This is a genomic window from Saccharothrix sabaoui (assembly GCF_051756985.1).
Classification (GTDB): domain Bacteria; phylum Actinomycetota; class Actinomycetes; order Mycobacteriales; family Pseudonocardiaceae; genus Actinosynnema.
In genome coordinates this window covers 19,076-39,644 of record NZ_JBPKJK010000079.1, presented here as the reverse complement: position 1 = coordinate 39,644, position 20,569 = coordinate 19,076, and the positions used below count along the sequence as shown (strand labels likewise).

At 73.9% G+C, this 20,569-nt stretch carries 15 protein-coding genes; 5 read left to right on the top strand and 10 right to left on the bottom strand.

The window, feature by feature from the left end:
- Nucleotides 1-7 precede the first annotated feature (7 nt).
- From ACR807_RS23835 to ACR807_RS23825, 3 genes are all read right to left on the bottom strand, one after another.
- Entirely contained in the window at nt 8-1,354 is a 1,347-nt protein-coding gene (locus tag ACR807_RS23835; RefSeq protein ID WP_438923612.1) for a pectate lyase, read from the bottom strand.
- A 348-nt stretch (nt 1,355-1,702) separates the two neighbouring features.
- Nucleotides 1,703-2,797 (bottom strand): winged helix DNA-binding domain-containing protein, encoded by a 1,095-nt coding sequence (locus tag ACR807_RS23830; protein WP_438923611.1) that lies wholly within the window; start codon nt 2,795-2,797, stop codon nt 1,703-1,705.
- A 71-nt stretch (nt 2,798-2,868) separates the two neighbouring features.
- Nucleotides 2,869-3,468, bottom strand: a complete 600-nt coding sequence (locus tag ACR807_RS23825; protein WP_438923615.1) for a DinB family protein — start codon at nt 3,466-3,468, stop codon at nt 2,869-2,871.
- A 98-nt stretch (nt 3,469-3,566) separates the two neighbouring features.
- Between ACR807_RS23825 and ACR807_RS23820 the strand changes: the two genes are divergently transcribed.
- On the top strand, nt 3,567-4,526 hold the full coding sequence (locus ACR807_RS23820) for a helix-turn-helix transcriptional regulator (RefSeq protein WP_438923610.1): 960 nt from the start codon (nt 3,567-3,569) through the stop codon (nt 4,524-4,526).
- Nucleotides 4,527-4,600: 74 nt separating this feature from the next.
- On the opposite strand, the gene ACR807_RS23815 is transcribed toward ACR807_RS23820, so the two are convergent.
- The 3 genes from ACR807_RS23815 to ACR807_RS23805 form a co-directional block, all read right to left on the bottom strand.
- On the bottom strand, nt 4,601-6,376 hold the full coding sequence (locus tag ACR807_RS23815) for a cellulose-binding domain-containing protein (protein ID WP_438923609.1): 1,776 nt from the start codon (nt 6,374-6,376) through the stop codon (nt 4,601-4,603).
- A gap of 261 nt (nt 6,377-6,637) precedes the next feature.
- Nucleotides 6,638-8,089 carry a class I adenylate-forming enzyme family protein gene (locus ACR807_RS23810; RefSeq protein WP_438923608.1) on the bottom strand — a complete coding sequence of 484 codons (1,452 nt, stop codon included), beginning with the start codon at nt 8,087-8,089 and terminating at the stop codon, nt 6,638-6,640.
- Entirely contained in the window at nt 8,086-9,843 is a 1,758-nt protein-coding gene (locus ACR807_RS23805; protein WP_438923607.1) for a glycosyltransferase, read from the bottom strand. Before ACR807_RS23805 ends, ACR807_RS23810 begins: the two co-directional genes overlap by 4 nt.
- Nucleotides 9,844-10,052: 209 nt before the next feature.
- Between ACR807_RS23805 and ACR807_RS23800 the strand changes: the two genes are divergently transcribed.
- Both ACR807_RS23800 and ACR807_RS23795 read left to right on the top strand, forming a co-directional pair.
- On the top strand, nt 10,053-10,913 hold the full coding sequence (locus ACR807_RS23800) for an alpha/beta fold hydrolase (RefSeq protein ID WP_438923606.1): 861 nt from the start codon (nt 10,053-10,055) through the stop codon (nt 10,911-10,913).
- Between the two features lie 9 nt (nt 10,914-10,922).
- Entirely contained in the window at nt 10,923-12,371 is a 1,449-nt protein-coding gene (locus ACR807_RS23795; protein ID WP_438923605.1) for a protein adenylyltransferase SelO, read from the top strand.
- A 48-nt stretch (nt 12,372-12,419) separates the two neighbouring features.
- On the opposite strand, the gene ACR807_RS23790 is transcribed toward ACR807_RS23795, so the two are convergent.
- The 4 genes from ACR807_RS23790 to ACR807_RS23775 are packed head-to-tail and all read right to left on the bottom strand — an operon-like array spanning nt 12,420 to nt 16,011.
- Nucleotides 12,420-13,283 carry a TauD/TfdA dioxygenase family protein gene (locus ACR807_RS23790; protein ID WP_438923604.1) on the bottom strand — a complete coding sequence of 288 codons (864 nt, stop codon included), beginning with the start codon at nt 13,281-13,283 and terminating at the stop codon, nt 12,420-12,422.
- 16 nt (nt 13,284-13,299) lie between these two features.
- Nucleotides 13,300-14,160, bottom strand: coding sequence for an ABC transporter ATP-binding protein (locus ACR807_RS23785; RefSeq protein WP_438923603.1), 861 nt, complete (start codon nt 14,158-14,160; stop codon nt 13,300-13,302).
- Nucleotides 14,153-15,172, bottom strand: a complete 1,020-nt coding sequence (locus ACR807_RS23780) for a taurine ABC transporter substrate-binding protein (RefSeq protein WP_438923602.1) — start codon at nt 15,170-15,172, stop codon at nt 14,153-14,155. The genes ACR807_RS23785 and ACR807_RS23780 overlap by 8 nt, the downstream gene beginning before the upstream one ends.
- 23 nt (nt 15,173-15,195) lie before the next feature.
- Complete coding sequence (locus ACR807_RS23775; protein WP_438923601.1) at nt 15,196-16,011, bottom strand: ABC transporter permease; 816 nt, start codon at nt 16,009-16,011, stop codon at nt 15,196-15,198.
- 186 nt (nt 16,012-16,197) lie between these two features.
- On the opposite strand from ACR807_RS23775, the gene ACR807_RS23770 reads away from it, so the two are divergent.
- The gene (locus ACR807_RS23770; protein WP_438923600.1) at nt 16,198-16,680 is read left to right on the top strand and encodes a TetR/AcrR family transcriptional regulator; all 483 of its coding nucleotides are present in this window, start codon (nt 16,198-16,200) and stop codon (nt 16,678-16,680) included.
- A 78-nt stretch (nt 16,681-16,758) separates the two neighbouring features.
- Entirely contained in the window at nt 16,759-20,568 is a 3,810-nt protein-coding gene (locus ACR807_RS23765) for a DUF4062 domain-containing protein (protein WP_438923599.1), read from the top strand.
- Nucleotide 20,569 lies beyond the last annotated feature (1 nt).

Sequence of the window (20,569 nt, the reverse complement as noted above, 5' to 3'; positions counted from 1 at the left end):
GGGAGTGCTACCGCTGGGTGATGTCGGAGGGCGAGTACAGGCAGTTCACGCCGTCCGCCCCGGAGCCGATCTTGGTGGGCTCGCTGCCCTTGGGCACGCCCTTGTACTTGTCGCAGATCGACGTGGTGCCGTAGACGGTGATCCGGCTGAAGCGCGCGGTGTCGCCCCAGTTGGTGTTGATCCCGGCGAGCACCTTGGTGGAGCGCGCGGTGATGCCGTCCATCACCACGTGCCGCTGGTAGGAGGTGGCGCAGTTGCCGCACGCCCGGTACAGCTTGCCCGAGTTGTGCACCTGGAAGTTGCGGATGGTCAGGGTGCCCGCGCCGTTGTGCTGGAACACCTTGTCCGTGCCGGACTTCGCGCCGCCGCCGTCGACCAGGTAGCGGGCCGAGGAGCTGGGCGACTTGAACGTGGCCGCGTCCTCGCCCACGTCGTTCCACCACACGTTGCGGATCGTGCAGGACCCCTCGCAGTGGATGCCGTCGCCGGCCGGGGCGTCGATGATCACGTTCTGGATGGTGCCGCCGTCGGCCACGGTGAACATCGGGTCCTGGCCCTCGCCCTGACCGCCGTCGCCGATGCCGTAGTAGCGCTTCAGGCCGCCGTCGAAGAACGTTCCCGCGTTCTTCGTCGTCGTCTGGTGCACGCTGCCCGTGTCGCTCGGCCACGGGCCGCTGCCGTCACCGCCGCCCGGCTGCTGCGACGTCGTGGTCGTCGGACCCGTCGTCGTGGTGGTCGTGCTGGTCGTCGTGCCGGTGCTGGTGGTGGTGCTGGTCGGGCCACCGCTCGTCGGGTTGAACACCCACTGCTTGGACGCCGCGCTGTCGCAGGAGTTGGTCTGCACCAGGGCGCCGGAGGCGGTGGAGTTGTCCTTGAGGTTCATGCACTTGCCGCCGTTGGTGTCGACCACGCGGTAGTTGCTGCCGCTCTGGGTCAACGACCAGGTCTGGCCCGCGCCGCCGGTGCACGCCGCCTGCTCGATCACCTTGCCCGCCGACGTCGACGCGTCCCGCACGCCGACGCACAGCCCGCTGGCGGCCGAGGTGATCCGGTAGCCGCCGCTGACCGCCGTCAGCGTCCACCGCTGGCTCGTGCCGCCGGTGCACGCCGCCTGCTGGAGTTGCACGCCCGCGGCCGCGCTCGCGCCGGGCACGTCGAGGCAGTGCCCGCTCGCCGCGTTGTTCACCGCGTAGGTCCCCGCGCCGACCGCCGCCTGGGCGGGTGCGGCGCTCGGCCACGCGACGAGGGCCGCGGCCAACGCCGCGGCGCCCGCGGCGGCCACCAGGCTCAGGCGCCACTGGGTGCCGCCCGGCCGCACAACCCGCGTCGTCGAAGGTTGATCCGGTGTTCTCATCACAACTCCGCTTCTGACTTCCCCGGTCGCCAGCACCCGGTTTTCCGGTGGGTGCCGACTGACCCCGTTCACGCACGACAAAGAAAGGCGACCACCCGGCAGGGCGTCGCCACAACATGATTACCGCTGTGCGAAGAAGGTGTGAACCACCCTCACGACGGATGTTAGACGGCGGGAAAGGACCAGGTCAATAACGGTTCCCGCGACTAACCGGCAGCGGGCGTCGAATTCTGTCGAACGGTGAGGTCAGCACGTTCCCGTTGTTCGCCGACCCGGCTCCCGATCAATGTGCCGATCATATTCGTGAACAGAATCAGCGGTCCCCGATCACACTCGTGAACAAATCCGTCACCCGACGATCCGCGCCCGGTCGTCGTCGCCGTCGGACAGGAACCGCGCGAGTTCCCGCCCCTCCTCGACCACGGCGGCGCGGTCGGTCCGGGAGAGGCGGCGCAGCGGCGTGACGACCACCGCCCCGGCCTCGGTGGTCCACGTCGCCGCGACCCGGCCGTCGACCAGGACCGCGCGTTCGCCGGCGACGGACAGGCCGCGGTGGGCGTCGTCGACGATCCGGCCGCGGTCGTGGTAGCCGAGGATCGCGTTGTCGAACGCGGGCAGGAAGCGCACGGGCGCGGGCGTGCCGGGGTCGGGGCGCGGGGCGTCGGGGAGGTCCAGCAGCTCCCGGCCGCGTTCGTCGCGGAAGGACACCAGCTCGCCGCGCACCGCCGCCACGGCGGCGGGCAACCCGGTCAGGCCGCTCCAGGCGCGCAGGTCGGCGGTCGCGGCCGGGCCGAACGCGGCCAGGTAGCGCCGCACCAGCTCCTGGCCGACCGGATCGGCCGGGTCGGGGGCCGGCGGGTCGACCTCCCGGCCCAGCCACCCGGGCAGCAGGGCGTTGCGCACCCCCGCCTTCGTGCGCCACAGCCCGCGCGGCGGGAGCTGCGCCACCGGCAGGAGCGCCGCGACCAGCAGCTCCCCCAGCGCCCGCGGCGGCGGGGTCGGCCACCGGTCGGACAGCGCCCGCACCAGCTCGGCCATCGTGCGCGGCTCGCCGTCGGCCATCACGGCACGCCCCGCCGCCGCCAGCTCGTCGAGGTCGATCCCGGCCAGCTCGCGGCGGTAGGTCGCGAGCACCCGCCCGCGCAGCATCGCGTCGTGGCGGGCCCGCCAGGCCAGGGCGTCCTCGGCGGTGACGAGGTGGACGGTGCGGCGCATCAGGTGGGTGCGCACCACCCGCCGCCCGGTCAGCAGGTCCGACAGCCCAGCCGGGGTGAACCCGCGCAGCCTCGACCACAGCCCGGTGAACGGTTCCTGCGGTTCCTGCGCCTGCATCCCGCACAGGTGCGCGACGGCGTCGAGGACCGGCACGTCGGCGCGGTCGAGCAGCAGTTGCCGGGCGAGCGTCGCGCGGTTGAGCGCCCGGGTGTCCAGGACGGTCGGCACGGTGGGGTCCCTCCGGGTGGGTGCGGGGCCGGGCGGGGTGCGGGGCCGGGCGGTCGGCCCGGCCCCGGCGGTCAGGACGAGGTCCGGCCGTCGAGCGACTCGCGCAGGACGTCCGCGTGCCCGGCGTGCTGGGCGGTCTCGGCGATGAGGTGCGCCAGCACCCGGCGCACGCTGCGCACCGCCCCCGGCTCGTGCCACGGGGCCTCGGGCAGCGGGTGCGTCGCCGACAGGTCGGGCACCGCGGCGACGACCTCCTCGGTGCGGGCGGCGACCCGCTCGTAGCGCTCGACGATCCCGGCCAGGGTCTCACCGGGCAGCACCCGGAAGTCCTGCCGGTGGTCGATCGCCCACTGCGGGAACTCGCGCGCGGTGCCCGCCGCGAGGTCGGCCCAGGTGACGCCCTCGGGCAGGTCGTAGCGCATCGCCGACGGCCCCTCGACGACGAAGCGCGCCCACGCCTCCTCCATGGCGGCGACGTGCTTGACGAGCCCGCCCAGGCACAGCTCGCTGACGGTGGGGCGCACGCCGGCCTGCTCGTCGTCGAGCCCGCTGGTCGTCTGGACCAGGGCGGCCCGCGCGGCGGCGAGCGCGGAGAGCAGGTCGGCCCGCTCGGCGTCGAGGACGGGAGCGGCGGGAGCGGTGGTGGGAGTGGTGGTGGTGCTGGTGGTCACGGTGGTCGGGTCCTTCGGGTCGTCGTTGTCCGGCACACGACGACCATCGCAGGGGAAGCGGTCAGCTACCGGCCTCTTCTCGTGGCACGATCGAGGTCGTGCGGACAACCTCGGCGCGGCTGCTGGCGCTGCTCTCGCTGCTCCAGGTGCGCCGGGACTGGCCGGGCGCGCTGCTCGCCGAACGGCTGGACGTCAGCCCGCGCACCGTGCGCCGCGACGTCGACCGCCTGCGCGGGCTGGGCTACCCCGTGCTGGCCACCAAGGGCCCGGAGGGCGGGTACCGGCTCGGCGCGGGCGCGGACCTGCCGCCGCTGCTGTTCGACGACGAGCAGGCCGTCGCCCTCACCGTCGCGCTGCGGATCGCGACCACCGCCGGCGCCGGCATCGAGGAGGCCGCGGCACGCGCGCTGACCACCGTCCGGCAGGTCCTGCCCGCGCGGCTGCGCCACCGCGTCGACACCCTCCGGGTCACCACCGCCGAGCGGGCGGCCCCGGCGGTCGACAGCGGCGTGCTCGCGGCGGTCGGCACGGCCGCGCACGCCCGCGAGGTGCTGCGCTTCGACTACGGCACGGGAGCGGACGGGGCTCCGCCGCGCCGGGTGCAGCCGCACCACCTCGTCACCCGCAACGGGCGCTGGTACCTCGTCGCCTGGGACCTCGACCGCGACGACTGGCGCACCTTCCGCGTGGACCGGATCAGCCCGCGCACCCCCACCGGTCCCCGCTTCACCCCGCGCGAGCTGCCCGGCGGGGACGTGGCCGCCTTCGTGGCCGACCGGTTCCGGGGAGCCACCGGCACCGGTGACTGGCCGTGCGTCGGCGAGGTGGTGCTGGACCGGCCCGCCGGGGAGGTGTCCCGCCACGCGGGCGACGGCCTGGTCGAGGCCCTCGGCCCGGACCGCTGCCGGCTCGTGCTGGGCTCGTGGTCGTGGACCGCCCTGGCGGCCTCCGTCGGCCGGTTCGACGCCGACGTCGAGGTCGTCGGCCCGGCCGAGCTGCGGGACGCCTTCGCCCGCCTGGCCCGCCGCTTCGCGGACGCCGCCCGCCCCGCCGGGTGATCCCCCACCGCCGGCGCGGGCCGGCGGTGGGGGTAGCCGACCGGTCCGGCGGGCGGACCAGCTCGGCGAGCGGGTCAGTTCGGCGAGTGGATCTGGTCCGCGGCGTTGGCGGCGTAGTCCCGCGTGGCGCCCCGGACGAACATCTGCACCGGGGCGTGGTTGCCCGAGAAGTGCTGCCGGATCGACCCGGTGAACGGCGTGGTGGACGCGTTGCGCCCGTACACGTCGGTGTGGACGGTGGCGGGTCCGCTGTTGCGCACGGTGAACCCGCCCGGCCGGAACTCGCGCAGCGTGCCCTTGAACGGCGAGCGCGGGTCGTCCCACGCCACCCGCTGCCCGGTCTGCTGGGTGGTCCGGCGGACCTGGTCGCAGTAGTCGCCGCGGATGCCGTCGTAGCACAGGTCCACCTGGCGGGCGAGCCTGTTCGGCGCGGCGGTGTCGTAGTAGCGGCTCGGGTTGAGCACGTAGAACAGCGGCGTGATCGAGAAGGACAGCTGCGAGGTGCTGACCGACACGTCGGAGAACCAGAACTCGTGGAGGTCGTTCGTGTCGAACGGCACCTCCTTGCCCTGGATGACCTCGTAGTGCGTCTTGCCCTCCCGGATCGCCTGGACGCAGTCCGCGGCGGTGATGAGCCGACCCAACGAGCGGGTGTCGGACGGCGAGTCCGCGGGCACGGCCGGGCCGACCGAGGTGAAGCGGCCGGTGAAGTTCGGCCCCGGGCAGTCGGTGGCGCTGAAGCCGCCGGGCCGTCCACTCGGGATCAACGCGGTGAACCGGGCCTCGCTGACCTGGCCGTTGTCGTTGTGCGAGCAGCGGTTGTGGTAGATCAGCTCGTGGGCGTTGTTGGTGAACGCGTCCGTCGAGTGGGTGCCCTGGTGGAACTTCAGCAGGACGTCGCACACGGCGATGGTGGCGCCCTGCGGCGGGAAGAAGCTGGTGCCGTTGTCGCCCTGGACGACGTTGGAGTTGTTCACCGCGAGGACCTTGTGCCCCACGTGGTCCTCGTGCCGGTGCGCGCCGCCGGGGTTGGCGGTCATCATCACCTCGCTGGTGTAGCCGAAGGGCGCCCACTTCGAGGTGGCGAACAGGTCCGAGGTGCGCGGGTCGTCACCGTGCTCGTGCCCGAACGCGCAGCCGCTCGGGTCGCGCGGCGGGTGCCACGTCGGGTAGACCTTGCCGTCCGGCCCGTACGCCCAGTACCGCGCGTGCACCTCGCGGGAGCACTCGGCGGCGCGCGGGGCGTAGCCCGTCCCGGACGCCACCAGGTCGTAGGCCATGCTCGTCGGGGCGGTCGCCGGCGGCAGCGCCCTGCCCCAGTCCGGGTTGTCGGCCGGCGGGTTGCCGGTCGGCGGGGTCGACGTCGAGGTGGACGTCGGCGTGGACGTGGAGGTCTGCGTGGACGTCGAGGTGGGTGTGGACGTCGAGGTGGGCGCGCCGGTGCAGGCGGTGCCGTTGAGGCTGAAACCGCCCGGCGCGGGGTTGCTCCCGCTCCACGAACCGTTGAACCCGAACGTCGCGGTGGCGCCGGTCGCGAGGCCGCCGTTGTGCGAGGCGTTGCGGGCGCTGACGTCGGCGCCGCTCTGCGACGCCGTCGCGTTCCACGCCTGGGTGACCCGCTGGCCGGCGGCGAAGCTCCAGGTGAGCGTCCAGGAGCTGATCGGGTCGCCCAGGTTGGTGACGTTCACGTTCGCGGTGAAGCCGCCCTGCCACTGCGACGCGACCGCGTAGGTGACGGAGCAGCCCGCCGCGGCGGCGGCCTGTGCCGCGACCGCCCCGCCGCCTCCGGCGACGAGCGCCGCGACCGCCACCGCGACCGCTGATCGGGACCTGTGTCGGTGGATGTGCATTCAGCCCTCCAAGGGTGCGACCTACAGGGGTGGCGGCTGAAGAACGTGTTCCTGTCGACGTGCGCCTCGACCGGCGGGGAGTGCGGGAGGTGCGCCACCGGTGGTCGTGCCCGGGTGTGCGGGACCGGCGGGACCACCCACGCGCATGGCTCCTCCTCGTCGAGGCCGGCGGGTGCGAACAGTGTTCGACCGGCCGCGACGGGGTGTCAACGGTTCTCGCAACCTTGCGAAGGCGCCCGTCCCACTACGGGTCCCGGCGGGTCAGGCCCGCCAACCGCGCACCACGTGGCGGCGCAGCTTGCCCGATCCGGTGCGCGGCAGGGACGGCACGAACCGGATCTCGCGCGGCACCTTGTAGGCGGTCAGGTCGCGGCGGGCCAGGGCGACGAGGTCGGCGGCCAGCTCGTCGTCGCCGGCCGGGCCGTCGGCCCGCACCACGTAGGCGCGCAGCCGCGCCGGGCCGCCGTCGGCCGCCACCGCGCACACCGCCGCCTCCCGCACCTGCGGGTGGCCGGCCAGCAGGTGCTCGACCTCCAGGGGGTGCAGCTTGATCCCGCCCACGTTCTCGACGTCGTCCAGCCGGCCGGTGACGCGCACGAACCCGTCGACGTCGACCGACGCCGTGTCGCCGGTGGCGTACCAGTCCCGGGTGCGGCGCGGCGAACCGTCCTCGGCGACGCCGAGCGTCACCGTCGGCCCGCGCACCTGCAACCGGCCCACGACGTCCGGCCCGACCGGCGCGCCCGAGTCGTCCACCACGCGCACCTCGAACGGCGGCAGCGCGCGCCCGACCGTGCCCACCCGCCGCGCGGCGAACGTGTTGTGGGTGAACGCCTGCCCGACCTCGGTGGTGCCGATGCCGTTGAGCAGCCGGTCCCCGAGGACCGCCATGAGCCGCTCCTCCAGCGCCGCCGACAGCACCTCGCCACCGGTGGCGGCGAGGCGGAGGCCCGCCAGCCGCTCGGCGCCGGGGTGCGCGACGAGCTTGCCGTAGAAGGTGGGCACGGCGAACAGCGCGGTGACGTTGTACTCGTCCACGATGGACAGCACGTCCCCCGCGCTCGGGGGCGACGGGTTGAGCACCACGTGGCTGCCGCTCAGGAGGGGGAACAGCAGCGAGTTGCTCAGGCCGTACGCGAAGTACGCCTTGGACACCGAGTGGACGACGTCGTCCGGGCCCAGCCCCAGCGCCGGCACGGCGAACGACCGGTGGTGCACGACCGGGTCGCCGTGCAGCTGCGGGCACAGCCGGGGCACGCCGGTCGTGCCCGAGGTGAACGTCGCGTACACCTGGTCGTCGTCGGCGCGCGGCACGGCCGGGACCGGTTCCGCGCCGCCGAGCCCGGCGAAGGTGGTCACCGGGCACCCGGTCACCGGCGGGTCGTCGCCCGGCCGCCGCACGACCAGCGCGGGGCGCGCGGAGCCGAGCACCCGGCGCAGCTCGTCGCGGTGCAGGCGGGGGTTCACCGGCACGGCCACCGCGCCGGCGTGCGCGGCGCCCAGGAAGGCGAGCACGAGGTCCGGCCCGTCGTCGAGCACGAGCACGACCCGGTCACCGGGCCGCACGCCCGCGCCGACCAGCGCGCCGGCCACGCGGGCGGCCCCGTCGTGCACCTCGGCGTGCGTGAGCACCCCGCCGTCGACCTCGTAGGCCGGTCGGTCCAGCCAGCCGCCGGCGGCGGCCCCGGCGCGCAGCACCTCGACCAGGTTCACCGGCCCGTTCCCCCCGCCGCGCTCCCGGCGAGGAGGCCGGCGACCTCCGCGCGCCACGCCCGCACCACGTCGAACAGCCCGCCGACCGCGTCCAGGCCGGTCGCCGGGGCCGGTCCGCCGCGCAGCGCGCCGACGAAGTCGAGGTACGCGCCGCTGACCGGGGAGGCGACGAGGTCGGCGGTCCGCTCACCGCCCTCGCCCGTGACGGACACGCGGAACCGGGGGTCGCCCAGGCCGACCTCGACCGTCCCGGCGACCCCGCCGGCCACCGCCTCGGCGCGCACCCGGTCACGGGTCGCGGACACCGTCCGCAGGTCGGTGACCGGCGCGCCGAGCACCCGTCCGACCGCGTCCAGCACGTCCGGCCCGAGGTCGGCGACGACGTCGTGACCGGTGGTCGCGGGCTGGTCCAGGCGCACCGCGAAACCGCGCGCCCACCCGCCGGCGACCGCCTCGCGCAGCGCGGCCAGCTCCGGGTGGTGCGCCCACGGCAGGTCGACCGAGCACCGGCCGGGCGCCTCCCGCGCGGCCTCGGCCAGGCGTCGCGGGTCGTCCACGGCCTGCTTGCCCAGCAGCACGTGCAGGCCCCGGCGCAGCGCGGACAGCACCGCGTCGGTGTCCGGCGCGCGCACCACGACGCCCTCCGCCGGCACCGTCCCCACCAGCAGCGCCGCGTCGCGCAACGCCCAGGTGGCCGCGTGCGCGCGTGCGGCGGGCAGCAGCGCGCGCGGGTCCGGGTCGGCCACGCCGACGACCCGCACGCCGGGCACCCCGCCCACGTCCGGCGCGCCGGCCGCGCCGACCAGCACGACCCGCACATCGGCGGGTTCCGCGGTGGCCAGGGCGGAGTCGCTGGCGAAGAAGCTGAGGTCGGTGGAAGCCCCCGCGGGGTCGGTGAGCGCGGTCACCACCGGCCGGTCGAGGTCCGAGTAGTCCTTCCGCACCGGCACCCACGCCAGGTCCTCGGCCGTGTGCGCCGGCCCGGCGGCGAAGACCTCGGCCCAGCGGGCGCGGAGCACGCGCGTGTGCCGCTTCCAGATCGGCAGCTTGTCGTGGCCCACGTGGTTGAACGTGGTGCCCTCGAAGTGCCGCACCGAGACGGACCCGACGTAGCGCAGGCGCTCGCCGGCAGCGCGCAGCCGGCAGCACAGGTCGACGTCCTCGCACAGCGAGACCGGGTCGAACGACTCGTCGAAGCCGCCGACCCGCCGGAACGAGCTGTGCCGGACCATCAGCGCGGCGGTGGGCGCCCACACCTGGTCGCGGTGCGCGCGGTGCTCGTCGCCGAGGGGTCGGCCGCGCCCGACCGCGCCGATGCGGCCGTCGACCGTGACCCCGCCGCCCGCGCACTGCACCAGCGGCACGTCACCGGGGTAGAGCAGCAGCGGCGACACCGCGCCCAGCCCGGGGTCGGCGGCCAGCTCGGCGGCGAGCGCCTCGACCACGCGCGGGTCGTCCACGAGCACGTCGTTGTCGAGGAACAGCAGGAACTCGCCGCGCGCCGCCGCCGCGCCCACGTTGCGGCGCTCGCTGCCGCCCCGGTCGTCCTCGTGGCGCAGCACCACCAGGGGACGCGGGTGGTCGAGGGACGCCAGGTGCTCCGCGGTGCCGTCGCGCGAGCCGTTGTCCACGACGACGACCTCGAAGTCACCGGACGCGCGGGCGAGGGACGCCAGCGCCCTGCGGGTGTGCTCCAGGCGGTTCCTGACCAGCATGACGACCGAGACCAAGCCCGGTACCGGGGTCGGGTTCACGCTGCGCCCTCCACGGGGGACGGGTCCGGCCGTTGGTGATCGGGGCCACCGGACCCGGGTGCGGTGGTGGCACCGACCCGTCGGTCGTCCGCTCCACTATGGTGGTGTCGACGACGCTGGATCAGCGGGGGCCGGGCGGAAATCGTGCCGAGCGTAGGGACGATCCACCACGCGCGCCAGCCCGTGGATCGGACTTCCGAAGGGGAACCGTGGACGACGTCGCCGGCACCGCCCGTTCCGCGTACGGGTCCTCCCCCCGCGACGACCCCGGTGCTCCTGCCGCGACCGCTCGGACGGCGTTGTTCTGCCACGCGGCCGGGTTCACCGGTCTGGTGTGGCGGTCGGCCGTCGACAAGCTCCGGACACCGTTGCGGGTCGCCGCCCCGGACCTCCGCGGGCACGGTTCCGCGCCGCCCCTGGCGGAGGACGCGGACTGGACCGCGTTCGCCGAGGACGTGCTCGCCGAGGCCGCCGCGCTGGGCCCCGGACCGCTGATCGGCGTGGGCCACTCGCTGGGCGGCACGGCCCTGCTGCTGGCGGAGGCCCGCTCACCCGGCACGTTCGACCTGCTGGTCTGCTTCGAACCGGTGCTCGCGACCCACCACGACCCGGCGTTCGCCGAGGCGGCGGCCCGGCGGCGCGCGGTGTTCCCGTCCCGCGCCGACGCGCTCGCCCGCTACTCCGCCCGGCCGCCGCTGTCCCGGCTCGCGCCCGAGGTCCTCGCCGACTACGTCGCCTCCGGCCTGGCCGACGAGCCGGACGGCCGGGTCGGGCTGCGCTGCGCGCCGAGGGTGGAGGCGCAGCTGTTCCGCACGGCGGTCACCTGCCCGTGGCGGGAGGCGCTGCCCCGGGTGGGCTGCCCCACGTTCCTCCTGCGCGGCGCGGAGTCGGCCGTGGTGACCGCGGACTCGCTCGCGGCGGCCTGCGCGACCCTGCCCGACGGGACGTTCCGCGAGGTGCCGGGCCTGGACCACCTCGGGCCGCTCGTGCGCCCCGGCGCGTTCGCGGAGGTGCTCGACGGGGTCCTCGCGGAGTCCGGCGCGACCGGGAACCGCCCGCGCGTCACGTAGCTTGGAGGGGTGAGCACCGCACCGTCGACCGTCGTCCTGGGTGACCGGTTCGCCCGCGAACTGCCGGAGCTGGCGCTCCCGTGGCGCGCGGACGAGGTCACCGCGCCCCGCCTGCTCGTGCTCAACGAGCCGTTGGCCGCCGAGGTCGGGCTGGACCCGGCGTGGCTGCGCGGCCCCGAGGGGGTGCGCCTGCTGGTGGGCAACCACGTCCCCGAGGGTGCCGCCCCGGTGGCGCAGGCGTACGCCGGGCACCAGTTCGGGCACTACTCGCCGCGGCTGGGCGACGGCCGGGCCCTGCTGCTCGGCGAACTGGCCCACACCGACGGCCACCCGCGCGACCTGCACCTCAAGGGCTCCGGCCGCACGCCGTTCTCGCGCGGCGGCGACGGGCTGGCGGCGGTCGGGCCGATGCTGCGCGAGTACGTCGTCAGCGAGGCGATGCACGCGCTGGGCATCCCCACGACCCGCTCCCTGGCCGTGGTGGCGACGGGGCGTCCGGTGCGGCGCGAGACGGCGCTGCCCGGCGCGGTGCTCGCCCGGGTGGCGGGCAGCCACCTGCGGGTCGGCACCTTCCAGTACGCGCGGGCGACGGACGACGTGGACCTGCTGCGCCGGCTGGCCGACCACGCCATCGCCCGGCACCACCCCGACGCCGCGCACGCGGAGAACCCGTACCTGGCGCTGTTCGGGGCCGTCGTGGCCGCGCAGGCGTCGCTGGTGGCGCGGTGGATGCTCGTGGGCTTCGTGCACGGGGTGATGAACACCGACAACACGACCATCTCCGGCGAGACCATCGACTACGGGCCGTGCGCGTTCCTGGAGGCGTTCGACCCGGCCACCTCCTTCAGCTCCATCGACCACGCCGGGCGCTACGCCTACGGCAACCAGCCGGTCGTGGCCGAGTGGAACCTCGCGCGGCTCGCCGAGGCGCTGCTCCCGCTGTTCGCCGATGACCAGGACGACGCGATCGCGCGGGCGGTCGAGGCGCTCGGCGCGTTCCGCGGGCGGTACGGGGACGCCTGGTCGGCCGGGATGCGCGCCAAGCTCGGCGTGACCGGTGACGCGGCGGCGCTGGTGGACGACCTGCTCGTGCTGCTGCGCGACAACCACGTGGACCACACGTCGTTCTACCGCCTCCTGGGCGACGCCGCGCGCGGTGACGCGGAACCCGTGCGCGGCCTGTTCCTCGACCTGGCGGGCGTCGACGCCTGGCTCGGCCGGTGGCGGGCGCTGTCCCCGGACGCCGACGCGATGCGCCGGGTCAACCCCGTCTACGTCCCGCGCAACCACCTGGTCGAGGAGGCCCTGGGCGCGGCGGAGCAGGACGACCTCGGCCCGCTCGACCGCCTGCTCGCCGCGGTGACCGCCCCGTTCGACGAACGCCCCGGCCTGGACCGCTACGCGTCCCCGGCCCCCCGCGACTTCGCCGCCGCCTACCAGACCTACTGCGGCACCTGACCCGCGACCGGTTCCACGGCCGACTTCCCCGCGGGGAGGCGCGGGGCGTCAGGCGCCGACCGCGACGGGGGTGCGCACGCCCACCGGCACGTCGCCGCGCAGCGTGATCCGGTGCATGACCCGGCGCTGGTCGCCGTAGTCGTCCACCGCGTAGTGGGCCGTGCTGCGGTTGTCCCACACGACCACGTCGCCCTCGCTCCAGCGGTGCCGGACGGTGAACTCGGGGCGGCCCACGGCGGCGAAGAAGACGTCCAGCAGGGCCCGGCTCTCGATCTCCGTGAGGCCGACCAGCCGCGTGGTGAAGCCCGGGTTCACGAACAGGCTGCGCCGCCCCGACTCCGGGTGCACCCGCACCACCGGGTGCTCGACCGGCTCCAGCGAGCGGACGCGCTGCCCCTCCCACGTGTTGCCCTCGCCGCCCAGCCGCTCGTGCAGGTACTCCTCGAAGTCCTTGCGGCCGTCGTGCAGCGCGGTCAGGCCGTCGGCGATCTCGCGCAGCGGCCGGGACAGCGACAGGTAGGCCGCCTCCAGGTCCGTCCAGCACGTGTCCCCGCCGGTCGGCGGCAGCGACACGGCCCGCAGCACGGACCCCAGCGGCGGGCGGCCCATGAAGGTGACGTCGGTGTGCCACACGGGGGCCTTGCCGCCGTCGCCCGCGTCCAGCACGTAGATCTCCGGGTGGTCGGCGTCCAGGCCCGGCACGACGGGGTGCGCCGGGGTCGGCTCGCCCAGCGCGGCGGCGAACGCCCGGTGCGCGGTCGGGGTCAGCGACTGGCCCGGGAACACCAGCACCTTGTGCTCGACCAGGGCGGCGCGCAGCGGGGCGCCGGCCTCGGGCGTGCCCACGTCGTTGAGGTCGACGCCGGTCACCCGGGCGCCCAGGGTCGGGGTCAGCGGTTCGAAGTGCGTCACGGGATCTCCTCGCGGGTCAGGCCGCGACCGCGCGGACCGCGCCGGCGACCTCGCCGCGCAGGCCGGCGAACTCCGCCGACCCCCGCAGCTCGTCGGCCGGCACGCCGGAGCGCGGCAGCGGAACGGGCAGGTCCAGCGCCACCCGACCGGGTCGGTCGGACAGCACGACGACGCGGGTGGCCAGGTACACGGCCTCGTCCACGCTGTGCGTCACGAACACCACGCCCCGCCCGCCGTCGGTCAGCGGGCGGACGTCCTCCTGGAGCCGTTCGCGGGTCAGCGCGTCGAGCGCGGCGAACGGCTCGTCCATCAGCAGCAGCCGGGGCCGGGCGGCCAGCGCCCGCGCGATGGCCACGCGCTGCTGCTGGCCGCCGGAGACCTCCCACGTGCGGCGCGGTCCCAGCTCGGCCAGGCCGACCTGCCCGAGCAGCTCGCGGGTCCGCCGGGCCCGATCGGCGCGCGGCACGCCCGCCCAGCGCAGGGCGGTGCCGATGTTGCCGCCCACGGTCTGCCACGGGAACAGCCGGGGCTGCTGGAACACGGTGCCGACGTCGCGGCCGGGCACGGGCGTCGCGCCGAGCACGCGCACGGTGCCCGTGGTGGGCCGCTCGAAGCCGCTGACCAGCCGCAGCAGCGTGCTCTTGCCCGACCCGGACGGCCCGACGACGACCAGGAACTCGCCCGGGTCGACGCGCAGGTCCAGCGGCCCGAGGGCGGGCACGTCGCCGCGCCCGGCCCGGTACCGGTGCTCGACGCCGACCAGCTCGACCAGCGACTCGACCGCGCTCCCCGCGCTCCCCGCCCGCTCGGTCCTCTCCGCGCTCTCCGCGCTCTCCGCGCTCCCGGTCCTCTCCGCGCTTTCCGCCCGCTCAGCCACGGGGAGCCCGCAGGGCCGCCTGGAACACCGACAGGTCGGGCACGGTGTCGATCTTCTTCTGCCCGTGCAGGAACTCGGCGGCGGCGCGCAGCTGCGCGGCGAGCTGCCCCGGCGCCTCGGGCGTGCCGAAGTACTCGGGCGCGCGCTGCTCGGCGTGGTCGAGGTAGATGTTCTGCTTGAGCTGGGACAGCGCGTCGTCCACGCCCGCGCCGATCTGCCGGGCCACGGCCTCCGCGACGACCCCCGGATCGGACTTGATCTTCTTCAGCGCGTCGTCGGTGGCGGCGAGCCACTGGTCGACCACGTCGCCGTTCCGCTCGACGAACTCCTTGCGCGCCACGGTGAACGTGAGCGTCGGCTTGCCCGCTGCGGCGAGCTTCGCGCTGTCGGTGAGCGTCACGCCGTCCTGCTGGAGCACGCCGAGCACCGGCGTCCACACGTACGCGCCGTCGATGTCGCCGCGCTGCCAGGCGGCCTGGATGTTCTGCGGCTCCAGGTCCACCAGGGTCACCGACGCCGGGTCGACGCCCGCCTGCTGGAACGCCGCCAGCAGGCTGTAGTGCGCGGTCGAGCTGAACGGCGCGGCGACCTTGCGCCCGGCCAGGCCGGCGATGTCGGTGACGCCGCTGTCCTTGCGCACCACCAGGGCCTCGCTGTCGCCGATCACGTTGAGCAGCTCGATCACCTGGTAGGGGATGCTCAGCGGCGGGCACAGGCCGGCCGCGGCGGGGCTGCTCCCGATGACGGCGAGGTCGATCGCGCCGCCGAGGAACGCGGTGTTGATGCTCGCGCCGGAGTCGAACGACGTCCAGGTGATCCGGTGGTCCGGCAGCGCCTTCTCCAGCGTGCCCTGGTCCTTCACCAGCAGCGTGCTGTCGGCGAAGTTCTGGTAGGCGACGCGGACCTCGCGACCGCCGCCCGAGCCGGACGACGACGAGCCGCCCACCCCGCACGCCGCCAGCACCGGCGCGGCGGCGAGCAGGGACAGGACCGATCTGCGGGTGACGGGCACGGTTGCACTCCCGGTGTCGGCGCTCACGCCCGCCCGCGCCACGGCGAGACGGCGCGTTGCAGCGCGAGGATGGCGGTGTCGATGAGCAGCCCGGTCACGCCGATCACGACGAGCCCGAGCAGGACGACCGCGGTCTGGTTGTAGCGCTGGGCGTTGAGGACCATGCCCCCGATGCCGTCCGCGCCGTTCACGGTCTCGGCGGCCACGACCGAGCTGTAGGCGATGCCCACGGCCAGCCGGACGCCGGTGATGATCTCCGGCGCGGACGCGGGCAGCACCACGGTGGCGACCACGTTCAGCCGGTTCGCGCCCAGCGCGTGGGCGGCCTCCACGTACTGCCGGTTCACCCCGGTGACGGCCGCCGCGGTCGCCACCGCGACCGGCGGGAACGCGGCGACCACCAGCAGGTAGACCTTGGGTTCCTCGTCGATGCCGAACCAGATGACCAGCAGGCTGAGGTAGGCCAGCGGCGGCAGCGCGCGCAGGAACGTCACGAACGGCTCGGCCACCGCGCGGACCAGCGGGACGAGGCCCATGAGCAGGCCGAGCCCGATGCCGATCAGCACGCCGTAGAGCACGCCGTAGCCGACGCGGCGCAGGCTCACGCCCAGCCGTTCGACCACAGTGGACCCCGCGTACCCGCCCTGGCCGTTGTCGGCGTCGGACGCGGTGAGCAGCTGGTCCCACACCTGGCCGGGCCCCGGCAGCACGGCGGGCGGCCAGAACTCGGCGAGGACCAGCAGCTGCCACACCGCGAGCAGCGCGAGCACCGCCCCCACCCGCACCGCGACCGAGTGCGTGGCGGACAGCGCGGTAGCGCGTTGTTCCTTCTGCGCCATGGGAAACTCCGTGCGGTGGCGGGAAAAGCGGTCGGCGGCGAATGTACAGAAGTACACAGCGGTCGATCCGCTTTCCCGCTCTGTGGACGCGCCCGGTGGAACCGTTGCGGAGGAGGGCACCCAGTGGGACGAACACGCCGATTCGATCCCGGCAGGCGGGAACGCATAGTCCGCGCGGCGGTCGCCGTGATAGCGGAGTCGGGGCTGTCCGCGCTGACGCACCGGGCCGCGGCGGCGAAGGCCGACGTGCCGCTGGGCTCGACCACGTACCACTTCGCGGACCTGGAGGAGCTGCTGGAGGCGGCGGTCCGGCTGGTGGCGCGGCGCAACGTGGCGAGAGCACGTCGGTGGGCCGACTCCCTTCCACCGCAAGCGGATCTGTGCGCCGAGCTGTCGGACTTCCTGGTGCTGCTGGCGACCAGGCACCGGCGCACGGGCGTGCTGGCCTACGAGCTGTACGGCGCCGCCCTGCGCCGCCCCGGCCTGCGCGCCGCCAGCACGGCGTGGGACGACATGCTGACCGAGGTGTTCGCCCGCCACGTGCCGGAGCAGACCGCCCGAGCGCTCACCGCGCTCTTCGACGGCCTGCTCCACCAGGCACTCGTCTCCCCCGCCCGCCCGACGCGCACCGACTTCGAACCGGCGCTGCGCCTCCTGCTGGGCGGCTGACGGCCGCACTGACCGGCGACGGGTGAACGACCCGATTTCTGCGGTCCCGCTCACCGGCGGACTGGGGAGGATGGTGCGATGCGAGTCTTCGTGTCGTCGACCTTCCGCGACCTCCGGGCGTGCCGCGCGGTCGTGCACTCCACCCTGCGCAGCCTGCGGCTCGACGACGTCACGATGGAGCACTTCGTGGCCGAGCACGACCGCCCACTCGACGTGTGCCTGCGCAAGGTCCGGGAGTGCGACCTCTACGTGGGCGTCTTCGCCTGGCGCTACGGCTACGTGCCCGACGGCGGGGACCGGTCGATCACCGAGCTGGAGTACCGCGCCGCCGTCGAGGCGGGGAAGCCGTGCCTGGTCTTCCTGCTGCACGACGACGCGCCGTGGCCCCGGTCCAGCGTCGACCGCGGGGCCGAGGCGGATGCGATCGAGGCGCTCCGGGAGGAGCTGGCGGTGCGGCACACGGCGCGGTACTTCACCACGTCCGCGGAACTCGGCATCGCGGTGGCCACCGCCCTGCACCACCACCTCACCACCACCGACGACCCCGCGAAGCGGCTGGACCACATCAGCCCCGAGGCGGTGACCGCCTACTACCAGCGGTTGCAGAAGGAGTACGGCCGACTCGACCTGGACGCGCTGACCCCGCCCGAGCGCGAGGAGTACCTCCAGATCCTGCTGGAGTCGGTCTTCGTCGAGCAGTACGTCCGCGAGGACCGGCCTCCGACGAAGCTGCCGCCCGAAATCCTCCAGCGGCTCCGGACCGAGGGGGAGAGCGACGAGTCGGACCTGCCCGAGGGCATCGACCTGAACGACCTGCTGGCAGCTCAGGAGACGTACCGCGCCAAACCGCAGCGCCCCGTGCTGGAGGTGGTGTCCGGCTCCGATCGGCACGTCGTCGTGCTCGGCGACCCGGGCGCGGGCAAGTCGACGCTCGCCCGGTTCGTGGCGCTCGGCCTGGCCGGTGTCGACCGACGCCTCGCTCCACTGGCCGGCCACCTGCCGTTGTTGATCGAGCTGAGGCAGTACGCCGCGGCGCGTGAAGCCGGAGGGTGCCGCACCCTCCTCGACTTCATCGACGAACTCGCGAACGCCCAGAGCCTCGGCGTGGCCAAGCAGCACCTGGAGCCCTACCTGCAAGCCGGAGGACAGGCCGTGGTGGTCTTCGACGGCTTGGACGAGATCTTCGACCCCGGGCGCCGGGACGAGACCACGAAGGAGATCGCCGGTTTCGCCGGGCTCTACCCCGGTGTCCGGGCACTCGTGACGTCACGCGTCGTCGGTTACTCGCCCCGCCGGTTCACCGACGCCGGTTTCGCCCACCACACGTTGCAGGACCTCGACCACCGCCAGATCGCCGAGTTCCTGACGAGTTGGTACGCGCTGGCCCTGCACGACCGCCCAACGGAGGCGGCACAGCGGCGTGACAGGCTGCTGGAGGCCGTCCGGGACTCGCGCTCCATCGGCGAACTGGCCGGCAACCCCCTGCTGCTCACCATCCTGGCCATCATCGGCAAGCACCAGGTCCTGCCCCGGGAACGCTGGGAGGTCTACAACCACGCGGCCCGCGTGCTGGTCCAGCACTGGGACGTGAACCGGCGGCTGCGCGAGAAGCGCGTCGCCATCGACTACATCGACGAGGACGACAAGCGCGAACTGCTGCGCCGCCTGGCGTGGCGGATGCAGACGAAGGCCGACGGCACGACCGGCAACTACGTCCACCGCAGCGACCTGCAGCAGCTCTTCGAGAAGTACTTGATCGACAAGTACGGACGTGACCTGGCCGAGGCGAAGATCGCGGCGACCGTCATCATCGACCAGTTCCAGCACCGCAACTTCATCCTGAGCCGCTTCGGTCCCAACCTGTACAGCTTCGTGCACCGGACGTTCCTGGAGTTCTTCTGCGCCGACGAGGTGGTGCGGCGCTTCCAGCGCGAGCAGTCGATATCGCTGGACCAGGTCGTCGAGCTGTACGTGGAGCACCGGGCCGACGCGACGTGGCGCGAGGTGCTCCGTCTGATCGCCTCGGTGCTCGCCGACCGCCACGTGGAGCGGATCAGTTCGCGCCTCCTGGACGTCGACCTGCCCTGGCCGGTGGAGGAGTTCGTCGTCCCACCGCACGGTGTAGCCGTCGCCGTCCAGTGCCTGGGTGAGCGGAAGTCGATGAGAGGGCTTGCGAGCGTCGCGCAGCGGGCACTCGTCAAGGTGGTGCTGTTGCTGGAGCACTGCGTCGGAGTCGATGACTCCCGGGCAACCGACCTCATCAGGAAAGACCTGCTGCCGACGATCACATCGGTCGGCTCGGCCTGGCCCGCCCGGGAGGAGGTCGTCGACTGGTACCTGCGCCGTGGTCGGTGGATCATCTGGGCTCCGGTGACCGAACTGGCCGCGACCCTGCTCACGGTCTTGTTCAACGATCGCGTGGACGTCCTGCTGCTCCCGGCACACCTGGCCGGGAACAACGACCGACGTGCCTCGTCCGCCCTGTTCTCGGTGTCCGACGCGATGGAACTCGGCCCGACGACTCCCGGATCACCGGACGGGTCCGCGCGCGAGAAGAGCATGAAGGTGCTGGAACCGCTGACGAGGCGCTCGAACGCCGGGGGGAGGTACTGGGCCATTCGTGCGCTGGACCTCTTCCACCCCGGCGGACCGGAAGTCCGGGAACTGCTCCTGGACCGGCTTCGCCACGACAACAACAGCGACGTCGTCCACCTCGCCGCCACGTGCCTGCTGCGGCACACCCCAGGTGATCCGGAGGTCCGGGAAGCCCTGGTCCACCGCATTCCACAGGGCTTGTCGGTATCGATGATCCGCGTAATCCTGTTGCTCGTCACCGAGAACGACCTGAACCACCCCGGCCTCCGTCCGGTCCTCGCGGTGCGCGCGGTCGTGGAGTGCGGTGAGCTGTTCGGCGACAGCGACGTCAACGCGGTGGTCCGGTGCGTCGCCGACGAGCCGCAGCACCGCAGTGCTGCCGTCACCACTCTTCGGGCCATAGCCGAAAGTTCGTATCTTCACACTGACCGGTACAACGCGCTCGTGGTCTTGGACCACGTCGGACCTGACGACCCCGACATCCTCCAGGTCCTGTGGGACCGACTTCAGCGTGACCACGACGACGACGTGTTCCGCCTGGTTGCCACCTGTCTGCTGCGCCGCGTTCCGAACGACGTCGACGTCCTGGAGACGATGATCCGGCGAGTCGAGGACGCCTTGTCCTCGATGATGGGCCAGGCGGCTCGCCACGTCGCGGCAGCACACAACCTGGAGCATCCGCGACTCGAACTGGCCATCTTCCTCAGCGACGTCCTGGACGCCGGTTCGTCCGGCGACACCGGTCTGTTCGACGACACCGCCGCTGTCGCCGCCCTTCAGCGCCTCTCCGGTGAACTGCCCGACCAGGACGCCGTCGTCGCGGTCCTCGGCGACATCGCCACGGGCTCGACCGGTTACGAGGCGCGGCACAACGCGCTGATCACCCTCCAGCACCTCGCCCCGGAAGACCCGGTGGTGCGCGAACTGCTGTGGGACCGGTTGCGCCACGACAACGACGACGACGTGTTCCGCTTGGCCGCCACCTGTCTCCTGCGCCACGACCCGGACAACCCCGACATCCCGGGTGCCATGGCCCGTCGAGTGGAGCGGTCCCCTTCGCCGGCGTTCGCCCGCGCCGCTCGACTCGTCATCGAAGAGCACGAGCTGACCGGCCACCCACGACTTGCCACCGTCGCGGCCGAGCGCGCTCGGCCCGATTCCGATGTGCTTGCGAAGATCGCGCACAACGACATCCGGATCGGTGACCTGCCGGAGTTGGAGGAGTACGGCCCGCGGGACATCCCGCTGTCCTTGACGCAGTGGCTTCCGGGGCCGCGCCGACCGGGCCGCTGAA